Raw genomic sequence first — 25631 nt, 5'->3', positions numbered from 1 at the left:
TCACGGTGGGTCGGAGTCGGTGCGGTCACTTCAGCCCCGAGCTGGCGACGCTCTCGATGAAGCGGCGCTGGACGAGGAGGAACATCACCGCGAGCGGCAGCACCGCGATCAGAGCGCCGGCCATCATCACGCCCTGCGGGATGATGCCGCCCGGTCCGGTGAGCAGGGTCAGGCCGGAGGTGATCGTGCCCATCTCGCCGTCGGTCGTGAAGACGAGCGGCCAGAGCAGGTCGTTCCAGTTGTTGACGAAGGTGAAGATGCCCAGCGTGAGCAGAGCGGGCACCGCGTTCGGCAGCACGACGCTGCGGAAGATGCGCCACTCGCCTGCGCCGTCGATCCGGGCGGCGTTGTCGAGATCGCGCGGCAGGGAGAGGAAGAACTGCCGGAGGAAGAAGATCCCGAACGCGTCCGCCGCCCGCGGTGCGATCAGGCCGGCGAACGTGTTCACCCAGCCGAGGTCGGAGACCAGCTGGTAGATCGGGATCAGGGTCGCCTGGAACGGGATCATGAGGCTCGCGATGATCGCGATCAGCAGGACCTTCGACCCGCGGAAGTCGATGCGGGCGAGGGCGTAGGCCGCGAGGGAGTCGAAGACGAGCGCGAACGCGGTGACTCCGCCGGCGAAGAGGACGCTGTTGCCGATCAGTCTCGCGAACGGCAGCTCGGAGAAGATCGCGCGGAAGTTGTCGAGAGTCCACGCCGAGGGGGCGAGCGTCGGCGGGAACGCGTTGACCTCGGACACCGGCTTGAAGGCGGTCAGCACGATCACGACGATCGGCAGGAGGATCACCAGCGTGGCCAGCAGCAGGCCGGCGAAGCAGAGCAGCCCGACGGGGCTGACGCGACGGCGGCGCGCTACGACGACCGCAGCGGTGCGGGGGCGGGTGCCGACAGCGGCGCTCATGAGGCGGTGTCCTCTCCGCGGCGCCCGAAGAAGACGAACTGGATCAGGCTCAGCACGAGGGTGATGATCAGCAGGACGTAGGACAGCGCCGAGGCGAAGCCGAGGTCGAGGTCCTTGAAGCCGGACTGGTAGATCTCCATCACGATCGTCTGCGTGCTGCGGTAGGGACCGCCTCCGGTGAGCACGTAGATCTGATCGAAGGCCTGCAGGGCCGCGATCAGCGCCACGATCACGACGAACGCGAGGGTGTTCGAGAGCATCGGGAACGTCACCTGCGTGAAGCGCTTCCAGGGGCCGGCGCCGTCGAGCTGGGCCGCCTCGTAGAGGCTCTTCGGGATGTCCTGCAGCCCGGCGAGGAAGATCACCATGTAGAAGCCGAACGTCTTCCACACCGCGACGAGCACGACGGTCGGCATGGCGAGGACGGGATCCTGCAGGACGTTGCCGAGCCTGATCCCGACGGCCTGCAGCCAGTAGTTGAGCAGCCCGATCTGCGGATCGAGGAGGTACGACCACGCGAAGGCGGCCACCGCGAGCGAGACGATGAAGGGGAAGAACAGCGCCGTGCGGAAGAAGCCGCGGAACGGCAGCTGCTCGGCGTTGACCGCCAGCGCCAGCAGGAGCGCCACGGCGATCGCGACCGGGGTGAACAGGACGGCGTAGAGGGCGGTGTTGCCCATCGCCTGCACGATCGAGGCGTCGGTGAAGACCCGGAGGTAGTTGTCGAGGCCGACGAACTCGGCCCGCCCGAACCCGCTCGCATCGGTGAACGAGAGCTGGAGCGCCGAGACCATCGGCCAGGCGACGAACGCGGTCAGCACGATCAGCGCTGGGGCGAGGAAGCCGGCGACGGTGAGCCGGCGGCGGAGGTTCCCGGCGAGCGGAGAGCGGCCGCCGAGGGGCGCGGGCGGCCGGTAGCGGCGCCGCCGGTCGATCGGGTGAGTGGTCATGGGGTCTCCGCGTCGGGGTGGGCTCGGGGTGTCATCGGGGGGAGGGTGCGGCGGGGGTCCGGGTCCACCGCCGCACCGGCTCGGCGGATCTACTCGGCGAGAGCCGACTCGGCCGCCGTCTGCGCGGCGGCGAGCAGCTCCTCCGGGTCGCCGCCCGCGAGGGCCTTCTGGGTCGCCTCGTCCATGGCGGAGAGCACGTCGGTGCTGTTGACCACGCCGGGGAGCAGGGCCCGGCTCGTCGGTGCGATCTCGGTCAGGCTGGCGACCACGGGGTTCTCGGCGACATCGCTCGCGCTGACGTCGGTACGCAGCGCCGGCCAGCCCGATCCGAGCGACCAGGCGGTCGCGACGTCCTTGGTGTTGAAGTAGGCGAAGAACTTCTCGGCCGCGGCCTGCTCGGCCTCGGAGCTCTGCGCGGTGACGGCCATCGAGACTCCGATGGCCGAGGCGGCCTGCTCGGCGGGGCCGGCCGGGATCGCGGCGATGCCGTAGTCGATCCCGGCGTCGGCCGCGAGGCTCGCCATCCACGGGCCGCCGATGTGCATGACGGCCTTGCCCGAGGTGAAGAGCTTGTCGGCGGCGATCCCGTCGAGACCGGTCGGAGAGATCCTGTCGTTCTGCACGGCCGACGCCCAGTAGTCGAGGGTGGCGACGTTCTCGGGGGAGTCGAGGTCGGCGGAGGTGCCGTCCTCGGAGGTGACGGATCCGCCGCCGCTCTCGAAGAGGCTCGGCCAGACGCCGTTGCCCACGGTGGAGTGGTCGGGGAGGGCGAGGCCGTACTGCTCGGGGGTGCCGTCGCCGTTCTCATCGACCGTGGTCTTCTTCGCGGCGTCGACCCACTCGTCCCACGTGGTCGGGAAGGAGGTGACTCCGGCGGCCGCCAGCTTGGTCTTGTCGTAGAAGACCGAGAGCGGGACGAACCCGGTCGGCACGCCGAACTTCTCGCCCTTCACGGTCTCCATCGCCACGGCCTCGGGATTCAGCTCCGCGGTGTTGCTGTCGTCGGCGTCGTAGAAGTCGTCGAGGCCGACCAGAGCGCCCTTCGAGGCGTAGACGGGGAGGCGCTCGGCCGGCATCGCGACGATCTGCGGTCCGCTGTCGGCGGAGAGGGCCGGGAGCAGGGTGTCGTCGATGACGGCCCAGGTCTTGGTCTCGGTCGTGATCGTGATGTCGCTCTGCGACGCGTTGAAGTCGTCGACGATCGAGTCGAGGACTCCGCCGTCGGCCTCGGTGTAGCCGTGCCAGAAGGTGAGAGACACGGGGCCGGAGTCGTCGGTGCCTCCGGAGTCGCTCGAGCAGCCGGCGAGAGCACCGACGAGGACGAGGGAGGCCGCGACGGCGGCCGTCAGCTTCTTCACTGAGTACCTGCAATCTGCGTGCGACATCGCTGTGGCACGCGTGTGGAGTGGGAGGGGATCGATATTTACATCGATGTAAATGTGAACCTAGGTCAGCGGGGCGGCCGTGTCAACAACGCCGCGTCAGAGAGCGGCGCGACCGGTCGTCGATTCGCGCAGCAGGAGCGAGTAGCCCAGCTGCTCGACGACGGCCTCGTGCCGGCCCGGCTCCTCCGTGCTGTCGATCCGGGCCAGCAGCAGTTCGACGGCGCGTCGGGCGATGTCGGCCCGGCGGGGAGAGACGGTGCTCAGCCGCGGGGTCGAGTGCCGGCTGTCCTCGATGTCGTCGAAGCCGATCACGGCGACGTCCTCGGGGATCCGCCTCCCGGCGCGCTGCAGTGCGCCCATGGCTCCCAGGGCGAGGGCGTCGTTGCAGCAGACGAGCGCGTCGAGGCTCGTGCCGCCCTCGAGGAGCTGCTCCAGTGCCTGCGACCCCTCCGTGCGGTGCCAGAGCGGGGCGTCGAGCACGAGCGACGGATCCGCGGCCGTGCCGGCCGCCTCCAGCGCATCGAGGTACCCGCGGAGTCGCAGGGCGCCCGTCCCGGTGGCGCCCTCGGCGGGTGCGCCGAGGAAGGCGATGCGGCGGCGACCGAGGGCGAGGAGGTGCTCGGTCATGGCCCGGACGGCCTCGATGTCCGGGAGCACCAGGTGGTCGGCGCGGCTCTCGACGACTCGGTCGCCGAGCACGACGAGCGGGTACTCGGCGTCGAGCTGCGTGACGTCGCCGGTCGCGACGGCCGACGGGCTGTAGATGAGCCCCGCGATGGCGTGCCGCTTCATCGACGCGACGACCGCGATCTCGTCGCTGTCGGAGACGTCGGTCTGCTCGATGAGCACCGTGTACCCGCGCTCTCGGGCGGCGGTGATCACGGCGTCGGCGAGCTCCGCGAAGTACGCCTGGCTCAGTTCCGGGACCGCGAGGCCGAGGACCCGGGTCCGCCCTGAACGCAGTGCTCGCGCCGCGGTGTTGATCTCGTACTCGAGCTCGTCGACCGCCGCCATCACGCGCACCCGCATCCGCTCGGAGACGTGCTCGTAGCCGGAGAGGACGTTCGACACGGTCTTGGTAGACACCCCGGCGAGGCGTGCCACGTCCTGCATCGTCGTCGCCCGCGTCATGCCCCTAATCTCCCACGCCGATGGAGCCTCCTCCGTCGCCGCTCCTCACGATTTTGACAATCGTTATCAATAGCCGGTACCGTGTGGGCACACCGACCGTCCGACCCCGGACCTAGATTGGCGCCTCCTGTGACGACCCGCACCCGCACCCTCTCGCTCGCCGCCCTCCTCGGCGCCTCCGCTCTTGCGCTGTCCGCGTGCTCCGGCACCGGTGCCGCCTCCGACGCCGCGACCGACGGGCCCGTGCGGATCGTGGCCTCGACCGACGTCTACGGCGACCTCGCCTCGAGCGTCGGCGGCGACCTCGTCGAGGTGACGAGCATCATCGACAGCCCCGACAAGGACCCGCACGAGTACGAGGCCACCGCCCGCGACCAGCTCGCCGTCTCGGACGCCGCGCTCGTGATCGAGAACGGCGGAGGCTACGACCCGTTCATCGAGACCATGCTCGACGCCTCCTCCTCCGAGGCGCCCGTCATCACCGCGACGGTCGTCGCCGGCCTCGAGGACGAGCACGCCCACGAGGACGAGGCCGAGCACACCGACGAGGCGGAGGAGGGGCACTCCGACGAGGACGGCCACGAGCACGCCGAGTACAACGAGCACGTCTGGTACGACATCTCGGCCGTGCGCGACGTCGTCGGGCAGATCCGCGACGAGCTCTCGAGCATCGACCCCGGCAACGCGTCGACCTTCGAGTCCAATGCCGAGTCCCTCGACGGCGAGCTGAGCGCTCTGGTCGACCGTGAGGAGGAGCTCAAGGGCTCTCTCGGCGGCGCGTCGATCGCCATCACCGAGCCCGTGCCGCTCTACATGACCGACGCCCTCGGGCTCGTGAACGCGACTCCGGAGGCGTTCAGCGAGGCGGTCGAGGAGGGCACCGACGTGCCCGCGACCACGCTCCAGGACACCCTCGCCCTCTTCTCGGACAAGACGGTCGACGCCCTGATCTACAACGAGCAGACCGAGAGCGCCCAGACCGACGCGCTCCTCGACGCCGCCGACGCGGCCGGGATCCCCGCGGTCGGCGTCACCGAGACGCTGCCCGAGGACGCCGGCGGGTACGTCGGCTGGATGACCGCGAACCTCGATGCGATCGAGGGAGCCCTCTCGTCGTGACCCCGACCGACCCGACTGCCGGGCCCGCTTCCTCGGAGGCGGGCCCTTCGGTGCTGCAGCTGCGCGGCGCCGGGCTCCGCTTCGGCGACCGCGAGCTGTGGAGCGGCGTCGACCTCGACGTGCAGGCGGGGGAGTTCGTCGCGGTCCTCGGTGCGAACGGATCGGGCAAGACGAGCCTCCTGAAGGCCGTGCTCGGTCAGCAGGCCCTGAGCGAGGGCGAGCTGCGCGTCCTCGGTGCGCCGGTCCACCGCGGCAACCGCCGCATCGGATACATCCCCCAGCAGAAGCTCGCCGACGACGGCACCCCGTTGCGCGCCCGCGACCTTATCGGCCTCGGGATCGACGGCCACCGCTTCGGCCTGCCGCTTCCCTCGCGCTCGCGGCGCGCTCAGGTCGACGCGCTGCTCGAGTCGGTCGGCGCCATCGAGTTCGGCGACGCCCCGATCGGCAGTCTCTCCGGAGGCGAGCAGCAGCGCGTCCGCGTCGGCCAGGCTCTCGCGGGCGATCCCGCGCTCCTGCTCTGCGACGAGCCGCTGATCGCCCTCGACCTCGCGCACCAGCGCGCGGTGAGCGAGCTGATCGACCGGCACCGCCGCGAGCGCGACCTCGGCGTCCTGTTCGTCACGCACGACGTGAATCCGGTGCTCGGGATGGTCGACCGCGTGCTCTACCTCGCCGGCGGCCGGTTCCGCGTCGGAACGCCCGACGAGGTGCTGCGCTCGGAGGTGCTCAGCGAGCTCTACGACGCACCCGTCGACGTCATCCGCGCCCGCGGCCGCGTGATCGTGGTCGGCGCACCCGATCACAGCCACGTCCACGAGCACGAGCACGGCCACGAGCACAGGGAGGAGCGCGCATGACCGACGACGTCTGGTCGCAGATCTTCGACTTCTCGGACTACGGGGCGCTGCTCGCGCTGCTGATGAACTCGGTGATCGCCGGGGCGGTCCTCGGCGTCGTCGGCGGCCTCATCGGCGTCTTCGTGATGTCGCGCGACATGGCCTTCGCGGTGCACGGCATCAGCGAGCTGTCGTTCGCGGGCGCCTCCGCCGGCCTGCTGCTGGGCGTCGGAGTCGTGCAGGGCTCGATCATCGGCTCGCTCATCGCCGCCCTGCTGATCGGTCTGCTCGGCTCGCGCGCGAGGGATCGCAACTCGATCATCGCCGTGCTGATGCCGTTCGGCCTCGGGCTCGGCATCCTCTGCCTCGCGCTGTACCCCGGGCGCAGCGCGAACAAGTTCGGCCTGCTCACCGGGCAGATCGTGGCCGTCGACGACCCGCAGCTCGGCTGGCTGATCGCGATCTCGGTCGTGGTCGTCATCGGGCTGGCGCTGATCTGGCGACCGCTGACCTTCGCGAGCGTCGACGCCGACGTCGCCGCTGCCCGCGGGATCCCGACGCGGGCGCTGTCGATCGCGTTCATGCTGCTGCTCGGTCTCGCGGTCGCCGTCTCGGTGCAGATCGTCGGCTCGCTGCTCGTGCTCGCGATCCTGGTCACTCCGGCCGCCGCCGCGCTGCGCGTCTCGGCGTCGCCGGTCGTCGTGCCGCTGCTGAGCGTCCTCTTCGCGGTCGCCTCGCTCGTCGGCGGGATCCTGCTGGCGCTCGGCGGCTCCGTGCCGATCAGCCCCTACGTGACCACGATCTCGTTCACGATCTACGTGGTCTGCCGGATCATCGGCCGCAACGGGGTCCGCCGGACCGCGCGGCTCAGGGTCGGCGCGTAGCGTGGGGCGAGTGGAGAAGAAGGACGGGACGCCCGTGGTCAAGCGCAACACGTGGCAGCGCGAGGCGGTGCGCGAGGCGCTGACGGGCCGCGACGACTTCGTGAGTGCGCAGGGCCTGCACAGTGCGCTGCACGCCTCCGGATCGCCGATCGGGCTCGCGACGGTCTACCGCGCGCTGTCCGACCTGGCCGGCGAGGGCGAGGCCGACTCGCTGCAGTCGCCCGAGGGCGAGAGCCTCTACCGGGCCTGCACGCCGGGCACGCACCACCACCACCTGATCTGCCGGCGCTGCGGGCTGACCGTCGAGATCGCGGCCGACGAGGTCGAGACGTGGGCCCGCTCCGTCGCGGCGCAGAACGGATTCACCGAGGCGCACCACGTGGTCGACGTGTTCGGCCTCTGCGCGGACTGCACGCGCGCGCTCGCCTGATCCCCTCCGCGATATGCCACTTGGGTACGCGACACGCCGGGGGAGGCGTACCGAAGTGGCATCTCGCGGAGCAGGTCGGGAGGGTCAGCCGACGGTGACGATCGGCGGGACGGGGCGGCGGGCCTGGCGCAGCCAGACGAAGAAGCCGGTCAGCGTGAACGCGCCGTAGAAGACGTACATCAGCCCGGAGGCGTAGTAGCCGGCCGAGAAGAGCAGCGGCACGCCGACGAGGTCGACAGCGACCCAGATCAGCCAGAACTCGACCCAGCCCTTCGCCATCCCGTAGGTGGCGAGCAGCGAGCCGACGAAGATCCAGGCGTCGCTCCACACCGGCTCGTAGGAGCCGAGCGCGCGGAACACCGGAGTCAGCACCGCGGTGCCGCCGATCATGCCGAGCACCAGCAGCCCGCGCGTGCGCCAGGAGGCCCACCGCGGCTCGATCATGGTCGCCGCCTCGGGGCGGTGCGTCCAGCGGTACCAGCCGTAGATGCTGACGATGATGAACATCACCTGCCGGCCGGCCTGGCCGAGCAGGTTCACCGGGTTCGGAGTGTCGAACAGCGCCCCCATGAACACGGTGAACAGCAGCGCGTTGCCGATCAGCCCGACGGGCCACGCCCAGACCTTCCGGCGCATGCCGCCGAGCGCGCTGAGCAGCCCGAAGACGTTTCCGATGACCTCGCGCCACAGGATCGTCTGATCACCGATGACGAGCTGTGCGTCGAACAGCCAGTTCACGACGTCCACGTGGTCCTCCTCAGAACGATGACCCCAACCATGGCGGAGGCGTGGACATTCCGTGCTCGAGTGGCGCACGTAGGCTGGCACGATGAGCTCCCGGGTGCGCCTCCTGCTGGCGTCGTCGCATCCCGGGCCGACCGTCACCGTGACCGTGCTGGCGACGGTTCTGGCCGCCGCCTCCGGTCACGTGCCCGGGATCGTGGTCCTCGTCGCTCTCGCCGTCCTCGCCGGGCAGCTGTCGATCGGGCTGGCGAACGACTGGATCGACGCCGACCGCGATCGTGCCGTGGGCCGCACCGACAAGCCGGTCGCGCTCGGTCGCATCAGCGTCGGCGAGGTGCGGGCCGCCGCCGTCGTCACCGCGGTGGTCGCGGTCGTGCTCTCGCTCCTGCTCGGGCCGGTCGCGGCCGTCGCGCACCTGGTGCTCGTCGGCGCCGGCTGGGCCTACGACGCCGGGCTCAAGCGCACGGCGTTCTCGGTCGCTCCGTTCGTCGTCGCGTTCGGGCTGCTGCCGGTCGTCGCGGTCTCGGCGGGAGGTGATCAGCTTCCGGCCGCGTGGGCGATCGCGACCGGGGCCGTCTTCGGCATCGCGATCCACTGCACCAACGTCCTGCCCGACCTCGTCGACGATGCGGCGACCGGCGTCCGCGGGTTCCCGCACCGGCTCGGCCTGCGGCGCTCGGGCGTGGTCGCGTTCGGCTCGCTGGTCGTCGCGGCGGTGCTCGTGCTCGTCGGTCAGGTCGTCGGCGACGAGCCGGTCGAGGGCGTCGGAGTCGCGCTCGCTGTCGCGGGGACCGCGATCGTGGTCGCCCTCGCGGCCGTCGGCATCCGGCTGGTGCTGTCGGGGCCGCCGAGCAGGACGCTGTTCCGGCTCGTGATCATCGCGTCGCTCGTGCTCGTGGTCGAGCTCGGCCTCTCAGGAGCGCGGCTCGTCGCCTGAGCCTCGCGTCACGACCAGCGCATCGCGTAGACGCGGGCGAGCAGATCCGCGGAGGGGAGCGCCAGCGCCACCCGCAGCCCGGCCTCGCGACCCGCGCGGCCGAGACCGTGCACGGGGCGCCCGAGCGCCATGTTCGCCTCCGCCTGGTCGGCCGCCCGGCGTGCGACCACCGCGCGGCGCCGCGCGAAGCCGGGCCACGGCCCCGCGGAGCCCGCGCGGACCGCGCCGGTGAGCAGGGGAGCGAGCTCGGCGGCGTCGAGCCAGCCGAGGTTCATCCCCTGACCGCCGATGGGGCTGATCTCGTGCGCGGCGTCGCCGATCAGCACGACGCGGCCGACGCCGAGGCGGTCGGCGGCGCGGCGGCGGACGCCGAAGCCGCTGGTCATCGTGCAGGTCGCGGGGTCGAGGTCGGCGCCGGTCCGCGCCCGCACGACCGCGGCGAGGGCCGTCGCGGCGTCCGGATCCACGGGGCCGGTCGGATCCTCCAGCTCGGACGCGCCCCGGAGCGCCACGTACCGGCGGCGCCCGCCCGGCAGCGGGAACGACTCGACGACTCCGTCGGGGCCGACGTCGACCAGGGCGGAGGAGGCGCGCGAGGCGGGTTCGGGGTCGGCGAAGTCGCCCATCACGTAGCGGTCGGGGTAATCGCGGCCGCTGGTCCCGATCCCGAGCAGCTCGCGGACGGTGCTGCGCGCGCCGTCGGCGCCGACGACGAACGACGCGCGGACGGCCGTCGCCGTGCCGTCCTCCGCGATGCCGGTGGCGTCGACGTGGTCACGTGCACGCTGCAGGCCGGTCAGTCCCACTCCTGTCCGCAGCGCGTCGGGAGCCCGGGCGCGCAGCTGGTCGCGCAGGATCTGCTCGGTGCGGTGCTGGTCGAGGGTGACGACGTACGGATGCGTGCTCGACGCGCGCGCGAAGGACAGGGTCCCGAGGGTGCGACCGCGGCTGCGCGCGACTCCCTCGCGCACCCGCACGCCCTCGGCCAGGATCGGCGCCGCGGCGTCGATCGGCGCGAACGCGTCGAGCGAGGGCGGGTGGATCCCGATGGCGCGCGATCCGGACGGCACGGCGGTCCGCCGCTCCCAGACCTGCACGTCGACGCCGTTCGCGGCGAGGAGCGCGCCGAGGAACGCGCCGACCGGTCCGCCGCCGACCACGAGCACGTCCGTCCGCGATGCCGTCATGCTCCCGAGCCTAGGAGCGCCGGGCCGATCACCGTCAGGGTTGCGCTCGGCGCCACCAGCGGCGTCGAGCCGGCGGCGGCTCGGGCGGGCGCGCTCGCGACGCCCGCCGGTCCGCCCACGCCGCGACCTCGGCGTCGACATCGCGGAGCGGAGTCACCACCGGCGGCCCGCCGAGCAGCTGACGGCGCGCCTCGACGACGCGGCGATTGAAGTCGACGAGCGTCGCACGCACCTCCGACTCGCGCACGAGCCGGTCGAGCTCGTCGTTCAGCCGGCGGTCCTCGGCGCGGAGGAGGAACGCGGCCGGGCCGAGTCCGGTCAGGTTCTCGCGCTCGATCTTGCGGCGGATCCACCAGTCGGGATCGTGCGCCTGCCCGAGGCCCTCGAGCGGTTTCCCCGCACCGGGCAGATCGTCGAAGTCGCCCCGGCGGATCGCCTGCTGGATCGAGGTCTCGATGAACGCGGCCCGCTCCTGGGCGTCCTCGGGGATGGTCGGGCCGGGGTCCTCCCCGGATCCGCGGCCCTGGGAGTAGCGCGCGGCACGGTCGGCGGCGTCGGACACGGGTCAGGCCTCGGCCGGGAACCCCGGCAGGCCGTCGATGCTGCGCGCGTTCCGCGTGGCGCGGTACTCGGCCATCCCCTCCGGGCCCTTCTTCTCGGCCTGGAGGCGGAGCAGGTCGCGCTCGCCGGTCAGCTCCATCACGGGGACGCCCCAGCCGCAGGCGTCGCTGATGCGCGTGACGTCGACCGTGATGACCGCCCGCGTGCTGGGGTTCTCGGGGTGCTGGGCCACGACCTCGTCGAACTCGGCCGCTCCGGGGAGGAACACGGAGCCGAGCCCGTGCAGGCGGACGATGCGCGGGCGGCTCCCGAACGAGGCGAACATCAGGCAGACGCGGCCGTTCTCGCGCAGGTGCGCGATCGTCTCGACTCCGCTGCCGGTGTAGTCGACCCAGCCGACGCGGTTCGGTCCGAGGACCGAGAACGAGTCGAGTCCGCGCGGCGAGATGTTGATGTGCCCCTCGGCACCGAGCGGCGCCGTCGCGACGAACCACATCGGCTGCGCCCGGATCCAGGCGGTCAGGTTCTCGTCGAGGGAGTCGAATATCGCAGCCATGCTTCGAGCGTAGAACGTCGCGCTCGGGTCAGCGTCGCCGCTCTCGGCGGACGGCGAGGAGCCGGCCGGCCGAGAAGGCGAGCAGCAGGGCGCCGAGCACCGCGAGCACCCAGGCGAGCGCGACGCCCCGCGACATCACCACGGCGTCCGAGGGGGAGAACATCGTCTCCGAGAGCGGCGCATACGCGAACCAGCCGAAGCTGACAGCGCCGGGCGCGGTGACGCCGACGACGAGCCCGGCGATGATCAGGGCGAGCCCGGCGGCCGGGACGATCCAGGGGAGCAGACGCCTCACGGGTTCCCTCCGTTCTCCTCCGGCGGGCCGCTGACGACGAACGTCCCGCCGTCCCACGTGCCGGTCACCGCGTATTCGCCCCAGGTGGTCTCGTCGACGGTCGTCGCGCCCTCGACGGCGTCCCAGTCCCAGCCGCGCAGGGCCGACCCCTCGCACTGCGGCGGGGACGACTGGAGGATGAGGTCGCGGCAGAGGACGGGCCCCGAGCCCGTATCGAGGACGGTGGCGTCGACCGTGACCTCGCCGGCGCTGCACCCGGTGAGAGCGAGGACGGCGACGGCGACGAGGAGTCGCGCCGGCTGCACGGCACTGGTCATGCGGGCAGGAACACGCCCGCCGCGCGGTCCTTCACGACGGAGCCGGCCGGCAGGACGCGTCCGCTCATCGCGATGTAGACGCCCGGCGGGAGCAGCTGGACGGCGGCGACGGCCGCGCCGAGGTTGAAGGAGGCGTCGCTGTCGCGCATCCGCGCCGGCTGCATCGCCCCGGTGAGGACGACCACGCGGTCGCGGACGGTGCCGAGGGCCTCGGCGGACGCCGTCATGGTGTCGGTGCCGTGGGTGATGACGATGCGGTCCTCCTCGGCGGTGAGCACCCGCTCGCGCAGGAGGGCGCGGTCGTCGTCGTCGAGGTCGAGGCTGTCCTTCGCCAGGACCTGCTCGACGCGGAACTCGAGCGTCGACAGCACGGGCTCGAGCAGGCGCGGCACGGTCGGCTCGCCGATCTCGAGCTCGCCCGCGAGCGAGTACTCCTTGTCGATCGTGCCGCCGGTGGTGAGGAGGAGGATGCGGTCTGTCACGCGCCCAGACTAGAGCGGGGCTCCGACACGGGGCCGGAAGGGAGCCGCGATCTGTAGTGCGGTGTGCAGGTGCCGGTGCGGTGTGCAGGAGCCGGTGCGGTCTGCAGGAACCGGCGGTGCGATTCGCAGGTGATGGTGCGGTGTGCAGGAGTCGATCGGGAATCCCTCCGGAAATCCTGTTGCCGTGCCAGAAAAATGGTCGAAGTCCTGCAGACCGCACGAAGTCCTGCAGACCGCACGAGCACCTGCAGACCGCACGCCCCGAGCGAGCACGTTCGTGCGGAAACGCCCGATCGCCCGAGGCGCCCCGCCCCGTCCGCCACGATGGAAGCCATGTCGACCTCCACGATCTCCGTCCTCCGCACCGGAGCCAAGCTGCTCCTCGGCTCCGCCCTCGTCTTCGCCGGGGTGAGCCACCTGACCCGGGCGCGCGAGGAGTTCCAGGCGCAGGTCCCCGAGTGGGTGCCGCTGGATAAGGACACGGTGGTGCTCGCCTCGGGTGTCGTCGAGATCGGCCTGGGCGCGTCGCTGGTGCTCGCCCGCCGCCGTGCCCCGCTCGTCGGAGCCGCCGCGGCCGCGTTCTTCACCGCGATCTTCCCGGGCAACATCTCGCAGTGGCTGACGAAGACGAGCGCCTTCGGTCTCGACACCGATCGCAAGCGCGCGGTGCGCCTGCTCTTCCAGCCCGTCCTCGTGGCCTGGGCCCTCTGGTCGACGCGGCGCCCGCAGCGCTGACCAGGCGCAGCGCAGCGCCTCCACCATCCGGTCCACTCGAACCGCCACGCGCTGCCCGTCTCGCCACCGAGGGTGGAGGCCCCGGCGATCTCGCCGCCCACGGGCGCCACACGGCCGCCCGGGGCTGAGCCTGCTCAGGAGGCGGGCACCAGGTTCCAGCGCGCGGCCAGTAGCTCGAGGCCCTTGTCGAACGTGGCCGACCAGGCCGTCTTGTCGTGGGCGCTGTCCGGTACCTCCATGTACGTCGCGTCCATGCCCGCCGCCTTCGCGTCGGCGTAGAGCGTCTTCACTCCCGAGAGGAACGACGTGTCGTTCGCCCCGACTCCGAACAGCGCGACGGTGTCGGCGTACGGCGCGTTCTCGGCCAGGATGCTCGCGGGTTTCGCGGCCTCGTAGGCGGCCGAGCTGCCTCCGAAGCCCTTCGCGATGGTGGTCGCGTCGTCGCCGAGGGTCGGCGCGAGCTCGCCCGAGGCGACGATGATGTTGCCGAACAGCTGCGGGTACCCCGCGCCGAGCTGGATCGCGCAGGTGCCGCCCTGCGAGAGCCCGCCGATCGCCCAGTCGTGCGCGTCGCTCATCACCGGCAGGTTGGCGCGGATCCAGTTCGGCACGTCGACGGTGAGGTAGGTCGCGGAGTTCCCGAGGGGCGAGTCGATGCACATCGGGTTGGCGTCCGGGTCGCCCAGCTGGTCGGGGGAGACCACGATCGGCGCGAGCCCCGCGTGGGCGGCGGCGTAGGCGTCGAGCGAGGCCTGCAGGTTCTCGGTCGAGAGCGGGTCGGAGGGGGAGCCGGGCTGGCCGGAGAGCATCACCATCACGGGCAGCAGGGGCGGGTCGGCGGTGAGCGCTGCGGGGGGCAGGTAGACGACGGCGTCGCGGGCGGCGAACCTCGAGGTCGTGGCCGGGATGCTGACGGTCGAGACCGTGCCGACGCTCGGCATCCCGGCGGGGGCGGTCCACTCCGCGAGGCTCGAGTGATCGCCGCTGGGGACGGCGATCGGGTCGCCGACCGTGGGGTAGGGGCTGATGCCGAGGGCGCTGCGCACGGTCGGGTACTGGCCGAAGTCGATGTTCACCGACATCGCCGCCGTGGCGATCACGAGCACGCCGACCCCGAGGGAGGCGAGCAGCCGCAGCGGCCGCCGTGCGGCGAGCGCGTGCACGAGCACAACGGCGACCAGGGCGAGGCCGCCGAGACCGAGGCCGACCCAGAGGCGCGTCACCGGAGTGAAGTCGACGCCGAACGGACCGTCGGCGCCGTCGAGCAGCGCGGCGAGGGCGGCACCGGCGATCGCGGTGGCCACGAGGACGGCGACGGCGAGCACGAGCCGGCGGCGCCGGCCGTGGGGCCGGGCCCTGACGAAGGCGAGCACGAGCAGGAGGAGGGCGAGCCCGGCGACCGCGTACACGCCGATCACGAGGGGGCCCGAGAGCAGGCTGAGCCCGAGGAGTGTGGTCATGCGTCGGTCCGGTCGAGTCGTCGAGGCACCGCGGCGCGCGGCGGCGGTCAGTCTGGCCCGGCTCTCTGGGGGAGATCTGAGCGTCGGAGGGGAGCGGCTCGCGGGGCGGCCGCTCGGGGTCATCCTCCTCCACAGCCCGCGGATCACGCGACAGACCCGCAGACCGGGCGCAACCCCGCGCGGGTCGGCAGCCGCCCGCCTAGCGTGGAGGGAGAAGACGAACCCTCACGAAGGAGCTCGACCATGACGCACCCCCTCCGCCCCACCTCCTCCGGAGCCTCCGCATGAGCCGCGGCGTGGCCGTGGTCACGGGAGGCACCGCCGGTCTCGGCCGCGCGACGGTCCGCGAGCTCGCCTCGCGCGGCTGGGACGTCGCCGTGCTCGCCCGCGGAGAGGACGGCCTCGCCGCGACGCTGGCCGAGATCGAGCAGGCGGGTCGCCGGGGGCTGGCGATCCCGACCGACGTCGCCGACCGCGAGGCCGTCGAGTCGGCGGCCGACCGCGTCGAGTCCGAGCTCGGCCCGATCGAGCTGTGGGTGAACGACGCGATGGTCGGCGTGTTCGGCGAGTTCCTCACCACCGAGCCGGCCGATTTCGAGCGCGCCGTGGCCGTCAACTTCTTCGGCTTCGTCAACGGCACCCGTGCCGCTCTCTCGCGGATGACGCCACGGAACCGGGGGCACGTCATCCAGGTGGGCTCCGCGCTCGCGCACCGGGGCATCCCGCTGCAGGCCGCCTACTGCGCCTCGAAGTTCGGCGCGCGCGGCTTCACCGAGTCCGTGACGGCCGAGCTGCTGCACTCCAAGAGCAGGATCAGGCTGTCCGAGGTCGACATGCCGGCGCTCAACACGATCCAGTTCAACTGGGTCAAGTCGCAGCTGCCGCACCACCCGCAGCCGGTGCCGCCGATCTACGAGCCGGAGGTGGGCGCGATCGCCATCGCCGACGTCGCCGACAAGCCGCGTCGCCGCACCTGGGTCGGCGAGCCGACCGCCGGCACGATCCTGGGCGATCGCTTCGCCGGAGCCTTCATGGACTGGTACCTCGCCCGCAGCGCCTTCGACGGCCAGCAGGCGCCCGACAAGAAGGAGCCGATGCTCCCGAACAACGTCTACGAGCCGGTCGCGGGCGACCACGGCGCCCGCGGGCTCTTCAGCGACCGCGCGCACACCATGACTCCGCAGATCTGGATGATCAGGCACCGGGCGATTAGCTACGCAGGGGCGGCCGTCGCCGTCGCCGCGGGTGCGGTCGGGGCCGTCGCGGCACTGCGGAGGAAGTGAGCATGGTCGACGCGGTCGTCGTCGGAGCGGGCCCCAACGGTCTCGCCGCCGCGGTCACCCTGGCCAGGGCCGGGCTCTCGGTCACGGTGCTCGAGCGCAACGACACCATCGGCGGCGGTGCGCGCACGGCGGAGCTGACGCTCCCCGGGTTCCACCACGACGTCTGCTCGGCGGTGCACCCGATGGCGCTCGCGTCCGAGTTCTTCCGCCGCTTCGCGCTCGATCAGCGGATCGACCTCCGCGTCCCCGAGATCTCGTACGCGCACCCGCTCGACGGCGGCCGGGCCGGCATCGCCTACCGCGACATCGAGCGGACGGCCGGCCGCCTCGGCCGCGACGGTGCCGCCTGGCGCTCGCTGATGGCGCCGCTCGCCGAGCGCGCCGACCGCGTCGCCGGCTTCACCAACGACGCTCTGCTGCGCGTGCCGACCGACCCCGCGGTGCTCCTCCGCTTCGGCCTGCGCGTGCTCGAGCAGGGCTCGCCGCTGTGGAACCTGCGCTTCAGCGAGGACACCGCGCCGGCGATGCTCGCGGGCGTCGCGGCGCACGCGATCCGCCCGATGCCGAGCCTCTCGACGGCGGCCGCGGCGCTCGCACTCGGCTCGTACGCGCACGCCAGGGGCTGGCCCGTGCCGATCGGAGGCAGCCAGGCCATCGTCGACGCGATGGCCGACGACCTCCGTGCCCACGGCGGCACCATCGAGACCGGGGTCGAGGTCACCTCGCTCGCGCAGCTGCCGGAGGCGAAGGCCGTGCTGCTCGATCTGACGCCCGATGCGCTGCTCTCGCTCGCGGGCGATCGGCTGCCCGGCGCCTACGCGAAGGCGCTGCGGCTCTTCCGCTACGGCAACGGAGTGGCCAAGGTCGACTTCGCGCTCGACGGCCCCGTCCCGTGGACGAACCCCGAGCTCGCCGGGGCCGGCACCCTCCACGTCGGAGGCACGCGCGCCGAGATCGCAGCGGCCGAGCGCGACGTCGCCCAGGGCAGGCACAGCGAGAACCCCTACGTGCTGGTCGCGCAGCCCTCGCTCGCGGATCCGAGCCGCGCGCCCGCGGGCAAGCACGTCCTCTGGGCGTACACCCACGTGCCCCGGCACTCGCCGGCGCACCAGAAGGAGGCGATCACCGCTCAGATCGAGCGCTTCGCCCCCGGATTCCGCGACCGCATCCTCGCCGCCTCCTCGATGACGGCGCGCGACATGCAGGCGTACAACCCCAACTACATCGGGGGCGACATCGCCGCCGGAGGCGCGAGCGTCGCCCAGTTGATCTCGCGCCCCGTCCCGTCGCCCGATCCGTGGCGCACCCCCGCGAAGGGGCTCTACCTCTGCTCGTCGTCGACCCCTCCGGGCCCGGGCGTGCACGGGATGGGCGGCTGGCACGCCGCCCGGAGCGCTCTGCGCCACGAGTTCGGCATCAGGAGCACTCCCGACCTGGCACCCTGAGGGGGAAGCACTGCCCGATCCTCACGACAGGAGCCCGCGATGTCCCGCAACACCCGCGTCTTCCACTGCCCGCCCGAGTCCGTCTTCGCCGTCTTCGCCAACGGCTGGCTCTTCCCCGGCTGGGTGGTGGGGTCCTCGCGCATGCGCGAGGTCGGCCGCGACTGGCCGCACGTCGGCTCGAAGCTGCAGCACTCGTTCGGCGTCTGGCCGCTCGTCATCGACGACGAGACGACGGTGCTCGAGTGGGACCCCTCGAGCCGCTTCATCATCCAGGCGGCCGGCTGGCCGATGGGCGAGGCGCGGGTGCGCCTCGAGGTCGAGGAGCACGCCCGCGGCTGCCGGGTGCGCATCCACGAGACCGCCGTGAAGGGCCCGGGGACGCTCATCCCGAAGCCGCTCCTGCACGGCTTCCTCTGGGTCCGCAACATCGAGACCCTGCGCCGGCTCGCGCACATGGCCGAGGCGGGGGCCAACGGGCGCACGCTCGAGCCGACGGCGCTCCCCTCGCCGCGCGACCGCGAGGGGATGCCGACGAAGAAGCACGTCCTGCCGCGCGTGCTCGGCACGATCGCCTCGGTGGCGCTGGGGTCGCTCGCACTCCGCGCCGCGGCAGCCGCGGTGAGGAGAGCGCGCGACTAGACCTCAGGCGATGCGCTCGATGAGCCGGATGTGGTGCACGGCCACCCGCGTCGGCTCGCCCGCGAAGGCGGCCTCGCGCTCGGGCGAGGCCAGGTACACCGACTCGAGCTCGGCGAACGCCGCGGCGTCGCCCGGGGCGCTCACCGCCCAGACGAACTCGTTCACCTCGCGGTCGGCGTAGGCGAACTCGATCCGGAAGCCGTGCGCCTCGCGCGCCGCGATGATCCTCGCCCTGTACCAGGCCAGGAAGTCGTCCATCACCCCGTCCACCAGTTCGTAGCGGCGGAGTTGAATGGTGCGGGCCTCGTCGGTGTCGCTCATGCGCTCGACGCTACCCGAGGCCGCCACCCCACCCCACCCCACCCGCACCCCGAGGAGGCACGCCCTGGATCCCCGCCGCCAACGCGCCATCGCCCTCCTCGTCGCGGGCTGCTTCTTCATGGAGAACCTCGACGCCACGATCGTGACCACCGCGGCACCCGCGATCGGCGCCGACCTGGGCGTCGACTCCGCGGCGGTCGCGATCACCGTGACGGCGTTCCTCCTGACCGTGGCGGTGCTCATCCCCGCCTCCGGCTGGCTGAGCGAGCGCTTCGGGGTGCGCCGCGTCTTCACGCTCGCGATCGCGATCTTCACCGTCGCGTCGCTGCTCTGCGCGCTCAGCCCGACGCTGCCGCTGCTCGTGGCGGCCCGCGTGCTGCAGGGGGTCGGCGGCGCGCTGATGGTGCCGGTCGGCCGTCTCGCGGTGCTCCGCGTCACGCCGCGGGAGGGGATCATCCGCGCGATCGCGATCCTCGTCTGGCCCGGCCTCGTCGCTCCGATCATCGCGCCGTTCGTGGGCGGGCTGCTCACCACCTACGCCTCGTGGCACTGGATCTTCCTGATCAACCTCCCGCTCGGCGTGGTCGCGTTCGTGATCGCGCGGCGGATCATCCCGGCGGCGAGCACCGAGGCGGTGCCGCCCCCGCTCGACGTCGTCGGCCTCGTGCTCGTCGCGGTCGGCCTGGGGGCGCTGGTCGGCGCCTCCGGGCTCGTCTCGGCCGACGCGATCGACCCCCTGGCGCTCGCCCTCGCGGTCGGAGGCGCCGCCGTCACCCTGGTCGCGGTGCGGCACCTCCTCCGCACGCCGCATCCGCTCGTGCCCCTCGATGCGTTCCGCTTCGCGACCTTCCGCGTCGCCAACGCCAGCGGATCGCTGTACCGGGCGACGATCAGCGCGGTGCCGTTCCTGCTGCCGCTGCTGTTCCAGGACGCCTTCGGCTGGGACGCGGTCCAGGCCGGATCGATCGTGCTCGCGCTCTTCGTCGGCAATCTGGCGATCAAGCCGGCGACGACGTGGCTGCTGCGCACCGCCGGATTCCGCGCGGTGCTGGTCGTCTCGAACCTGGTCGGGGTCGCGTGCATGGCGGCGATGGCGTTCCTCACCGCGGACGTGCCGGTCGCCGCGATCGTCGCGCTGCTGGTGCTCAGCGGCGTCGCGCGCTCGGCGGGCTTCACCGCCTACAACACCGTGACCTTCGCCGAGGTGCCGCCGGAGGGGATGTCGGGCGCGAACACGCTGAGCGCGACGACGCAGCAGGTCGCCGCGGGCTTCGGAGTCGCCGCGGGCGGCATCGCGCTGGCCGTCGGCTCGGCGCTCGGCCCGGGTCTCGTGCCCTACCGCTTCGCGTTCCTCGCGATGGCCGTGCTCACCCTCGTGCCCTTGATCGCCGCCGCCCGCCTGCGCCGCGACTCCGGGAGCTCGCTGACCGGCTGACCCGTCCCGTAGTGGGAGACTCGGGCCGGACGATCCGGGCAGCGGAGACAGGACGACATGGCAGAACCGCGCAGGAAGGCGACTCTCGCGTCCGTCGCGGAGAGCGCCGGCGTGTCGCTCAAGACCGCGTCGAACGCCGTCAACGGGACGGGCCGGATGACGGACGAGACCCGCGCGCGCGTGAAGGCGGCGGTGGAGGAGCTCGGCTACACCGTCAACATCGCCGCCCGCAGCCTGACCCGGGGACGCACGGACGCGATCTCGCTCGCGGTGCCGACCCTGAAGGCGGCCTACCTGGCCGAGCTCGCCGAGGCCGTCATCGAGACGGCGCGCGACATGAGCCTCGCGGTCTACGTGACGACCTACCCCGATGACGGCGGCGACGGCTCCCGTCGGCTGCTGCAGCGCTTCGACTCCCAGCGCACGGATGGGCTGCTGCTCTCGCTCTCGGAGCACGAGACCCTCGATCGGGCGGACTTCGACGTGGCCTACCCCCTCGTCTGCCTCGGTACCCGCCACACCTGGGACCTCGTCGACAGGGTCACGACGGACGATGTGGCCGACGCCCGGGCGGCCGCGGCGCACCTCCTCGAGCGGGGCAGCAGGACGATCGCCGTGGTCGGAGCCCACGCGCCCTTCGACCCCGAGGTGATCGGCACGGCCCGCGAGGGCAACGCCGAACTGCGGCTGCGGGGCGTGTCCGAGGAGGCGGCGGCGGCGGGGCGCGCGCTGGATCCCCGGCTGGTGGGCGTGACCGGGTACGACTGGACGATCGGCTCCGGGTTCCGCGTCGCCCGGGATCTGGTCCGGTCGGGCCTCCCCTTCGACGGGCTGGTCTGCTTCAACGACCAGCTCGCCACCGGTGCGATCTCGGCGCTGCGCGAGGGCGGGCTGCGCATCCCGGAGGACGTGCAGGTGATCGGCTTCGACAACGTCGAGGAGTCCGCGTTCCTGACTCCTCCGCTGACCTCGATGGACTCGCGGATCGAGTGGATCGCCCGCACCTCGCTCGAGCGGCTGGTGGCGCGCATCGAGAGTGCGGACGCCGCGCCCACGACCGTCTTCGCCCGCTCCCGGCTGATCACCCGCGGTACGACGCGCTGAGACGCGGGAAAGCGCTTCTTGCCCTTTCCCCTCCTGCGGGCTAGATTCCCCCGTGTGGTACAACGCTGTATCACGGTGAACCTGCGATGACGGAGGATCTTCATGACACGAACGACGACGGCGCCGAGGCGGCTCCACGGGCTGGTCGCCGCGCTCCTCGCAGGTCTCCTCGTGCTCGCCGGGCAGACGCCCGCGACGGCGGCCGAGGTGCAGACCACGACGGTCGCGTTCACCGACACCACCACGGTGCGCGGCACTGCGCTGAAGACCTTCTACGAGGGCGCCTGGTCGAAGAACAGCACCCACACGTGGGCGAGCGCCGGCGCGGCCTTCGAGATCGCGTTCACGGGCGAGACGGTCGCTCTCTCGGGCCGGCGGGCCACCACCAACGGCACCGCCGACGTGTTCGTCGACGGGGTGAAGGTCGGCTCGGCCGACTACCGCGGCGCCCGGTCGACCAGCACGGTCCCGATCGCCTCCTTCACCGGTCTCGAGCCCGGAGAGCACGTCCTCCGCGTCGTCACCGTCGGCTTCATCAACCACGCCTCCGCCGAGTTCACCGCTACGACGCAGGTCGACGAGCGCGCCCGGCTGAGCGCGGTGCTCGACCGCCTGAGCGCGCTCGACGCGGCGGACGTCACCGCCGACTCCTGGGCGGCCTTCTCGAGCGTCCTCTCCCGCGCCACCGCGGTGCGCGACTCCGCCACCGCGACCGATGCCGAGCTGATCGCCGCCCGGGCCGACCTCGAGTCGGCCGAGGGCGACCTCGTCAGGATCTCGGGCCTGCGCGAGATGCTCGAGCAGTACCGCACCCGCGTCCCGTCGGCGTACTCGGCCGCGTCGTGGGCGCCGTTCGCCGCGGCGACGGTGACGGCGGGCGACGTCGTCGATGACCCGAGTGCCTCGAGCGCCGAGGTGGTCGCCGCCAAGAACGCGCTGCAGGACACCGCCGCCGCACTCGACCCCGTGTCGGACGGCGCCCTCGAGACGATCGGGAACAACCGCTTCTGGCTCGACACCGCGGGCGACCCGATCTTCTCGCAGGGCGGCGGCATCTTCCGCTTCGGCGACCGGTACTACTGGTACGGCGTCGAGTACACGGGCTCGCAGCTCTACTACGACGACCCGACCCGCACCTACACGCGGGCCGGAGAGGGCGACTTCGTCGCGGTCACCGCGTACTCGTCCGAGGACCTCGTGAACTGGACCTTCGAGAACGACATCGCGACCAGGGACACCGCGCTGCAGATCCCGACGTCGAAGGACGTCACGGGAACCTACTTCTCGGACATGGAGACGCTCGCCGACGCCGTCTGGATCGGCCGCCTGGGCGTCGCCTACAACGAGAGCACCGGACGCTACGTGCTGCTCACGCAGTTCGAGAGCCCCGACCCGGCCCGGGTCACGAACGCCGGAGTCCTGTTCCTCAGCGGGGACTCGCCCGTCGCCGACTTCGAGTACGCGAACCTGCAGACCCGCATCCCCGGTGTCTACGAGAACCCGAGCAAGCCCGGTTGGAACCAGGGGACCGGCGACCAGACCGTCTTCACCGACGACGACGGCACCGACTACCTCGTCTTCTCGTACCGCGACGGCCGGAGCCGCACCTACGTCGGCAAGATCAGCGACGCCGACTCGCTCTCGGTCGAGACGGCCGTCGAGGTGTACCGCGGAGCGGGCCGCGAGGGCAACGCGATGTTCAAGCTCGACGGTCAGTACTACGTCGCCAGCTCGGATCTGCACGGCTGGAACACGTCGCAGACCTACCTCGTGCGCTCGCTCGAGGGGCGGATCCAGGGGCCCTACTCGAGCATGTACGTGCTCCCCGGCACCGAGAAGGACTACAGCCACGTCACGCAGAGCGGCTTCTTCCTCACCGTGCAGGGCACGGAGCAGGACACCGTGATCTACGCCGGCGACCGCTGGGCCGACTTCGCCTGGAACGGCCTCGGCTACAACCAGTGGGTGCCGCTCAGCGGGACGGGTGCCGAGGTGCGCTTCAACTCGCTCAGCGAGTGGGACCTGAACGCCCGCACCGGCGAGTGGCAGGTGGGCGCCGGCAACAACTGGATCCTCAACCCCGACTTCGCCGCCGACCGGATCGCCGTCAGCACGGTGACCGGCTGGACGCAGACCACGGACCCGGCCTCGTCGACCACCGCCTTCGTCTCGAACCCCTCGCCCGGAGCCGACGGCTCTCGCTTCGCCCTCCGTCTCGGTGCGGCGCAGGCCTTCTCGGGCGGGGTGCAGCAGGAGAACGAGGTGCCCGCGGGCGTCTACGCCCTCTCGCTCCGGGCGGACAACCCGGGCGGGCTCTCGGCGGCGCGGGTCGCGGTGACCGGCGCCGATGGCATCGAGCACGTGACCGGCATCCCCGTGACGAGCGGATGGGCGGACGTCTCCTCCCCGGAGTTCGTCCTCCCGGCGGGCACGGCGCGCGTCGCGATCCTCGCGACCGGGCCCGGCGGCCGGAGCCTCACCGTCGACGCTCTGTCGCTGCGCCGTCAGGGCAGCGAGGCGGCGGTCCGCTCGATCGCCGTGACCCCGTCGACACTCCAGGTGCCGGTCGGTTCGGCCTTCGACCCGGCGGCCGTCACGGTCACCGCGACCCTCGCCGACGGCACGACGCGCGCTCTCGGTGCCGCCGAGTACACGGTCACCGGATTCGACACCGCGACCGCCGGGGACTGCACCGCCACGCTGTCGGTCGTCCCCGGCCTCCTCGCCACCGGCAGCGCCGGAGTCGAGGCGCGGCTCGACCTGAGGGTCCGCGCCGCCTGGTCGGCGACCGCGGTGTACCAGAAGGGCGACGGCGTCCTCTTCGCGGGCTCCGAGTGGCGGGCCTCCTGGTACTCGAGCAACCAGACTCCGGGCGACGTGAACGGCCCCTGGCAGCAGATCACGACCGCCCCCGACGGCACCGCCGTCTGGACGGCGTCGCGCATCTTCGACACCGGCGAGATCGTCCTGCACCAGGGGAAGCGCTTCCAGGCCGAGTGGTGGACCCGCAACCAGGCCCCCGGCGACCCCTACGGCCCCTGGCAGCCGCTCGGCTGACCGCCTCCGGCACCCTCGACCTCTCCCGCTTGCACTCCTCACACCTGCACTCACCCACTGCACCCACACAGAAGGAACAGATCACCGTGCGCACATTCAAGAAGAAGGTCACGACAGCCGTGGCCCTCGCCCTGCCCCTCACCCTCGCCCTGAGCGCCTGCGCGGCCGGCGGCGGCGGCTCGTCCTCCGGAAGCGGAGAGGGCGACGGCGACCAGAAGCTCACCGTCTGGGCCTGGGACCCGACGTTCAACATCGCCGCCCTCGAGGAGGCCGAGAAGATCTACCAGAAGGACAACCCCGACTTCGAGCTCGACATCGTCGAGACGCCGTGGGACGACCTGCAGCCCAAGCTCACGACGCTCGCGCAGTCGCAGCAGTACGAGGAGCTGCCCGACATCTTCCTGATGCAGAACAACGCGTTCCAGAAGAACCTCGTCAACTACCCCGAGGTGTTCACCGAGGTGTCCGCCGACGCGGTCGACTTCTCGGAGTTCCCCGACGCGGTCTCGGCCTACTCGACCCTCGACGACGTGCACTACGGCGTGCCGTTCGACTCGGGCACCGCCGTCACGGCGCTGCGCACCGACGTCCTCGAGGCGGCCGGCTACACGATCGACGACTTCACCGACATCACCTGGGAGGACTTCCTCGCCAAGGGCAAGGACGTCCTGGCCAAGACCGGTTCGCCGCTGATGTCCGGTCAGGCCGGTTCCTCCGACACGATCATGATGATGCTGCAGAGCGCCGGCGCCAGCCTCTTCGACGACGAGGGCAACCCCACCATCACCGACAACGATGCGCTGCTCGCCGCCATCGACATCTACAAGCAGCTCGTCCAGTCGGGCGTCTACGTCGAGGTCAACTCCTGGGACGAGTACCTCGGCACCTTCGTGAACGGCTCCGTCGGCGGCACCATGCAGGGCATCTGGATCGTCGGCTCCATCCAGACCGCCGAGGACCAGGCCGGCAACTGGGCGATCACCAACGTGCCCTCGCTCGACGGCATCTCGGGTGCGACCAACTACACGGCCAGCGGCGGATCGTCGTGGGCGATCAGCTCGAACGCCGACACCGAGCTCGCGACCGACTTCCTCGCCGCGACCTTCGCCGGCTCCACCGAGCTGTACGACACCATCCTCCCCAAGTCCGGTGCGGTCGCCAACTGGCTCCCCGCCGGCTCCTCCACCGCCTACGAGCAGCCGAACGAGTTCTTCGCCGGCCAGCCGATCTTCGCCGAGGTCGCCGAGTTCGGCGCCGAGGTGCCCAGCAACAACACGGGCGCCTACTACTACGAGGGCCGCGACGCCGTGAGCGCCGCGATCACGCAGATCATCGGCGGTGCCGACCCGGCGAAGGCACTCGAGGAGGCGCAGGCGAACGTCGAGTTCGCGATGAGCTGACCGCGTTCCCGGGCCGGGGAGGACGCCTCCT

26 protein-coding genes are annotated in these 25631 nt (G+C 72.0%); 13 read left to right on the top strand and 13 right to left on the bottom strand.

Annotated elements, in window-relative coordinates:
* Nucleotides 1–25 precede the first annotated feature (25 nt).
* The 4 genes from ASG06_RS03750 to ASG06_RS03735 form a co-directional block, all read right to left on the bottom strand.
* Nucleotides 26–904 (bottom strand): carbohydrate ABC transporter permease, encoded by an 879-nt coding sequence (locus ASG06_RS03750; protein ID WP_056038672.1) that lies wholly within the window; start codon nucleotides 902–904, stop codon nucleotides 26–28.
* The gene (locus ASG06_RS03745) at nucleotides 901–1854 is read right to left on the bottom strand and encodes a carbohydrate ABC transporter permease (RefSeq protein WP_056038668.1); all 954 of its coding nucleotides are present in this window, start codon (nucleotides 1852–1854) and stop codon (nucleotides 901–903) included. Before ASG06_RS03745 ends, ASG06_RS03750 begins: the two co-directional genes overlap by 4 nt.
* Before the next feature lie 89 nt (nucleotides 1855–1943).
* Nucleotides 1944–3212, bottom strand: coding sequence for an ABC transporter substrate-binding protein (locus ASG06_RS03740; protein WP_056038665.1), 1269 nt, complete (start codon nucleotides 3210–3212; stop codon nucleotides 1944–1946).
* Between the two features lie 123 nt (nucleotides 3213–3335).
* Nucleotides 3336–4370: a LacI family DNA-binding transcriptional regulator gene (locus tag ASG06_RS03735; protein ID WP_056038662.1), complete on the bottom strand. Its 1035-nt coding sequence runs from the start codon at nucleotides 4368–4370 to the stop codon at nucleotides 3336–3338.
* Between the two features lie 129 nt (nucleotides 4371–4499).
* On the opposite strand from ASG06_RS03735, the gene ASG06_RS03730 reads away from it, so the two are divergent.
* The 4 genes from ASG06_RS03730 to ASG06_RS03715 are packed head-to-tail and all read left to right on the top strand — an operon-like array spanning nucleotide 4500 to nucleotide 7642.
* Entirely contained in the window at nucleotides 4500–5489 is a 990-nt protein-coding gene (locus ASG06_RS03730; protein ID WP_056038659.1) for a metal ABC transporter substrate-binding protein, read from the top strand.
* Entirely contained in the window at nucleotides 5486–6349 is an 864-nt protein-coding gene (locus tag ASG06_RS03725) for a metal ABC transporter ATP-binding protein (protein ID WP_056038656.1), read from the top strand. The genes ASG06_RS03730 and ASG06_RS03725 overlap by 4 nt, the downstream gene beginning before the upstream one ends.
* Nucleotides 6346–7212 (top strand): metal ABC transporter permease, encoded by an 867-nt coding sequence (locus tag ASG06_RS03720; protein ID WP_056038653.1) that lies wholly within the window; start codon nucleotides 6346–6348, stop codon nucleotides 7210–7212. The genes ASG06_RS03725 and ASG06_RS03720 overlap by 4 nt, the downstream gene beginning before the upstream one ends.
* Before the next feature lie 34 nt (nucleotides 7213–7246).
* Nucleotides 7247–7642 carry a Fur family transcriptional regulator gene (locus ASG06_RS03715; protein WP_056038651.1) on the top strand — a complete coding sequence of 132 codons (396 nt, stop codon included), beginning with the start codon at nucleotides 7247–7249 and terminating at the stop codon, nucleotides 7640–7642.
* Nucleotides 7643–7726: 84 nt separating this feature from the next.
* Here ASG06_RS03715 and pnuC read toward each other — a convergent pair whose 3' ends face one another.
* Nucleotides 7727–8389: a nicotinamide riboside transporter PnuC gene (pnuC, locus tag ASG06_RS03710; protein WP_056038648.1), complete on the bottom strand. Its 663-nt coding sequence runs from the start codon at nucleotides 8387–8389 to the stop codon at nucleotides 7727–7729.
* An 82-nt stretch (nucleotides 8390–8471) separates the two neighbouring features.
* Here pnuC and ASG06_RS03705 point away from each other — a divergent pair, with 82 nt between their 5' ends.
* Nucleotides 8472–9323, top strand: a complete 852-nt coding sequence (locus ASG06_RS03705; RefSeq protein ID WP_056038646.1) for a UbiA family prenyltransferase — start codon at nucleotides 8472–8474, stop codon at nucleotides 9321–9323.
* 8 nt (nucleotides 9324–9331) lie between these two features.
* Here the strand turns inward: ASG06_RS03705 and ASG06_RS03700 are convergent, their stop codons facing one another.
* Genes ASG06_RS03700 through ASG06_RS03675 form a run of 6 tightly spaced genes read right to left on the bottom strand, consistent with a single transcriptional unit; the run spans nucleotide 9332 to nucleotide 12721 of the window.
* Nucleotides 9332–10510 carry an FAD-dependent oxidoreductase gene (locus tag ASG06_RS03700; RefSeq protein ID WP_056038643.1) on the bottom strand — a complete coding sequence of 393 codons (1179 nt, stop codon included), beginning with the start codon at nucleotides 10508–10510 and terminating at the stop codon, nucleotides 9332–9334.
* 34 nt (nucleotides 10511–10544) lie between these two features.
* The gene (locus ASG06_RS03695; RefSeq protein ID WP_056038640.1) at nucleotides 10545–11072 is read right to left on the bottom strand and encodes a J-domain-containing protein; all 528 of its coding nucleotides are present in this window, start codon (nucleotides 11070–11072) and stop codon (nucleotides 10545–10547) included.
* Between the two features lie 3 nt (nucleotides 11073–11075).
* A complete protein-coding gene (locus tag ASG06_RS03690) occupies nucleotides 11076–11627 on the bottom strand; it encodes a pyridoxamine 5'-phosphate oxidase family protein (protein WP_056038637.1) in 552 nt (183 codons plus the stop codon).
* A 28-nt stretch (nucleotides 11628–11655) separates the two neighbouring features.
* Nucleotides 11656–11922 carry a hypothetical protein gene (locus ASG06_RS03685; RefSeq protein WP_056038634.1) on the bottom strand — a complete coding sequence of 89 codons (267 nt, stop codon included), beginning with the start codon at nucleotides 11920–11922 and terminating at the stop codon, nucleotides 11656–11658.
* Complete coding sequence (locus ASG06_RS03680; protein ID WP_056038631.1) at nucleotides 11919–12239, bottom strand: hypothetical protein; 321 nt, start codon at nucleotides 12237–12239, stop codon at nucleotides 11919–11921. Before ASG06_RS03680 ends, ASG06_RS03685 begins: the two co-directional genes overlap by 4 nt.
* The gene (locus ASG06_RS03675; protein ID WP_056038627.1) at nucleotides 12236–12721 is read right to left on the bottom strand and encodes an asparaginase domain-containing protein; all 486 of its coding nucleotides are present in this window, start codon (nucleotides 12719–12721) and stop codon (nucleotides 12236–12238) included. The genes ASG06_RS03680 and ASG06_RS03675 overlap by 4 nt, the downstream gene beginning before the upstream one ends.
* Before the next feature lie 333 nt (nucleotides 12722–13054).
* Here ASG06_RS03675 and ASG06_RS03670 point away from each other — a divergent pair, with 333 nt between their 5' ends.
* Complete coding sequence (locus ASG06_RS03670) at nucleotides 13055–13456, top strand: DoxX family protein (protein ID WP_056038624.1); 402 nt, start codon at nucleotides 13055–13057, stop codon at nucleotides 13454–13456.
* Between the two features lie 134 nt (nucleotides 13457–13590).
* On the opposite strand, the gene ASG06_RS03665 is transcribed toward ASG06_RS03670, so the two are convergent.
* On the bottom strand, nucleotides 13591–14916 hold the full coding sequence (locus ASG06_RS03665; RefSeq protein ID WP_056038621.1) for an alpha/beta hydrolase: 1326 nt from the start codon (nucleotides 14914–14916) through the stop codon (nucleotides 13591–13593).
* Nucleotides 14917–15200: 284 nt separating this feature from the next.
* On the opposite strand from ASG06_RS03665, the gene ASG06_RS03660 reads away from it, so the two are divergent.
* Genes ASG06_RS03660 through ASG06_RS03650 form a run of 3 tightly spaced genes read left to right on the top strand, consistent with a single transcriptional unit; the run spans nucleotide 15201 to nucleotide 18283 of the window.
* Nucleotides 15201–16199: an SDR family oxidoreductase gene (locus ASG06_RS03660; protein ID WP_056038618.1), complete on the top strand. Its 999-nt coding sequence runs from the start codon at nucleotides 15201–15203 to the stop codon at nucleotides 16197–16199.
* Between the two features lie 2 nt (nucleotides 16200–16201).
* Nucleotides 16202–17644 (top strand): phytoene desaturase family protein, encoded by a 1443-nt coding sequence (locus tag ASG06_RS03655; RefSeq protein WP_056038615.1) that lies wholly within the window; start codon nucleotides 16202–16204, stop codon nucleotides 17642–17644.
* 39 nt (nucleotides 17645–17683) lie between these two features.
* Complete coding sequence (locus ASG06_RS03650) at nucleotides 17684–18283, top strand: SRPBCC family protein (RefSeq protein WP_082498910.1); 600 nt, start codon at nucleotides 17684–17686, stop codon at nucleotides 18281–18283.
* A gap of 3 nt (nucleotides 18284–18286) precedes the next feature.
* Here the strand turns inward: ASG06_RS03650 and ASG06_RS03645 are convergent, their stop codons facing one another.
* Entirely contained in the window at nucleotides 18287–18604 is a 318-nt protein-coding gene (locus ASG06_RS03645; RefSeq protein WP_056038612.1) for an NIPSNAP family protein, read from the bottom strand.
* Between ASG06_RS03645 and ASG06_RS03640 the strand changes: the two genes are divergently transcribed.
* From ASG06_RS03640 to ASG06_RS03625, 4 genes are all read left to right on the top strand, one after another.
* Nucleotides 18603–20039, top strand: a complete 1437-nt coding sequence (locus ASG06_RS03640) for an MFS transporter (protein ID WP_082499024.1) — start codon at nucleotides 18603–18605, stop codon at nucleotides 20037–20039. The genes ASG06_RS03645 and ASG06_RS03640 overlap by 2 nt on opposite strands.
* 57 nt (nucleotides 20040–20096) lie before the next feature.
* Nucleotides 20097–21143 carry a LacI family DNA-binding transcriptional regulator gene (locus tag ASG06_RS03635; protein ID WP_056038609.1) on the top strand — a complete coding sequence of 349 codons (1047 nt, stop codon included), beginning with the start codon at nucleotides 20097–20099 and terminating at the stop codon, nucleotides 21141–21143.
* Between the two features lie 102 nt (nucleotides 21144–21245).
* On the top strand, nucleotides 21246–24200 hold the full coding sequence (locus ASG06_RS03630; RefSeq protein WP_056038607.1) for a family 43 glycosylhydrolase: 2955 nt from the start codon (nucleotides 21246–21248) through the stop codon (nucleotides 24198–24200).
* An 86-nt stretch (nucleotides 24201–24286) separates the two neighbouring features.
* Nucleotides 24287–25600, top strand: coding sequence for an extracellular solute-binding protein (locus ASG06_RS03625; RefSeq protein WP_056038603.1), 1314 nt, complete (start codon nucleotides 24287–24289; stop codon nucleotides 25598–25600).
* Nucleotides 25601–25631 lie beyond the last annotated feature (31 nt).

Source organism: Rathayibacter sp. Leaf185 (assembly GCF_001423885.1).
Taxonomy (GTDB): Bacteria; Actinomycetota; Actinomycetes; order Actinomycetales; family Microbacteriaceae; genus Rathayibacter.
Note: the sequence above shows the minus strand (reverse complement) of the source record. Positions and strands in the feature narration are given on the sequence as shown.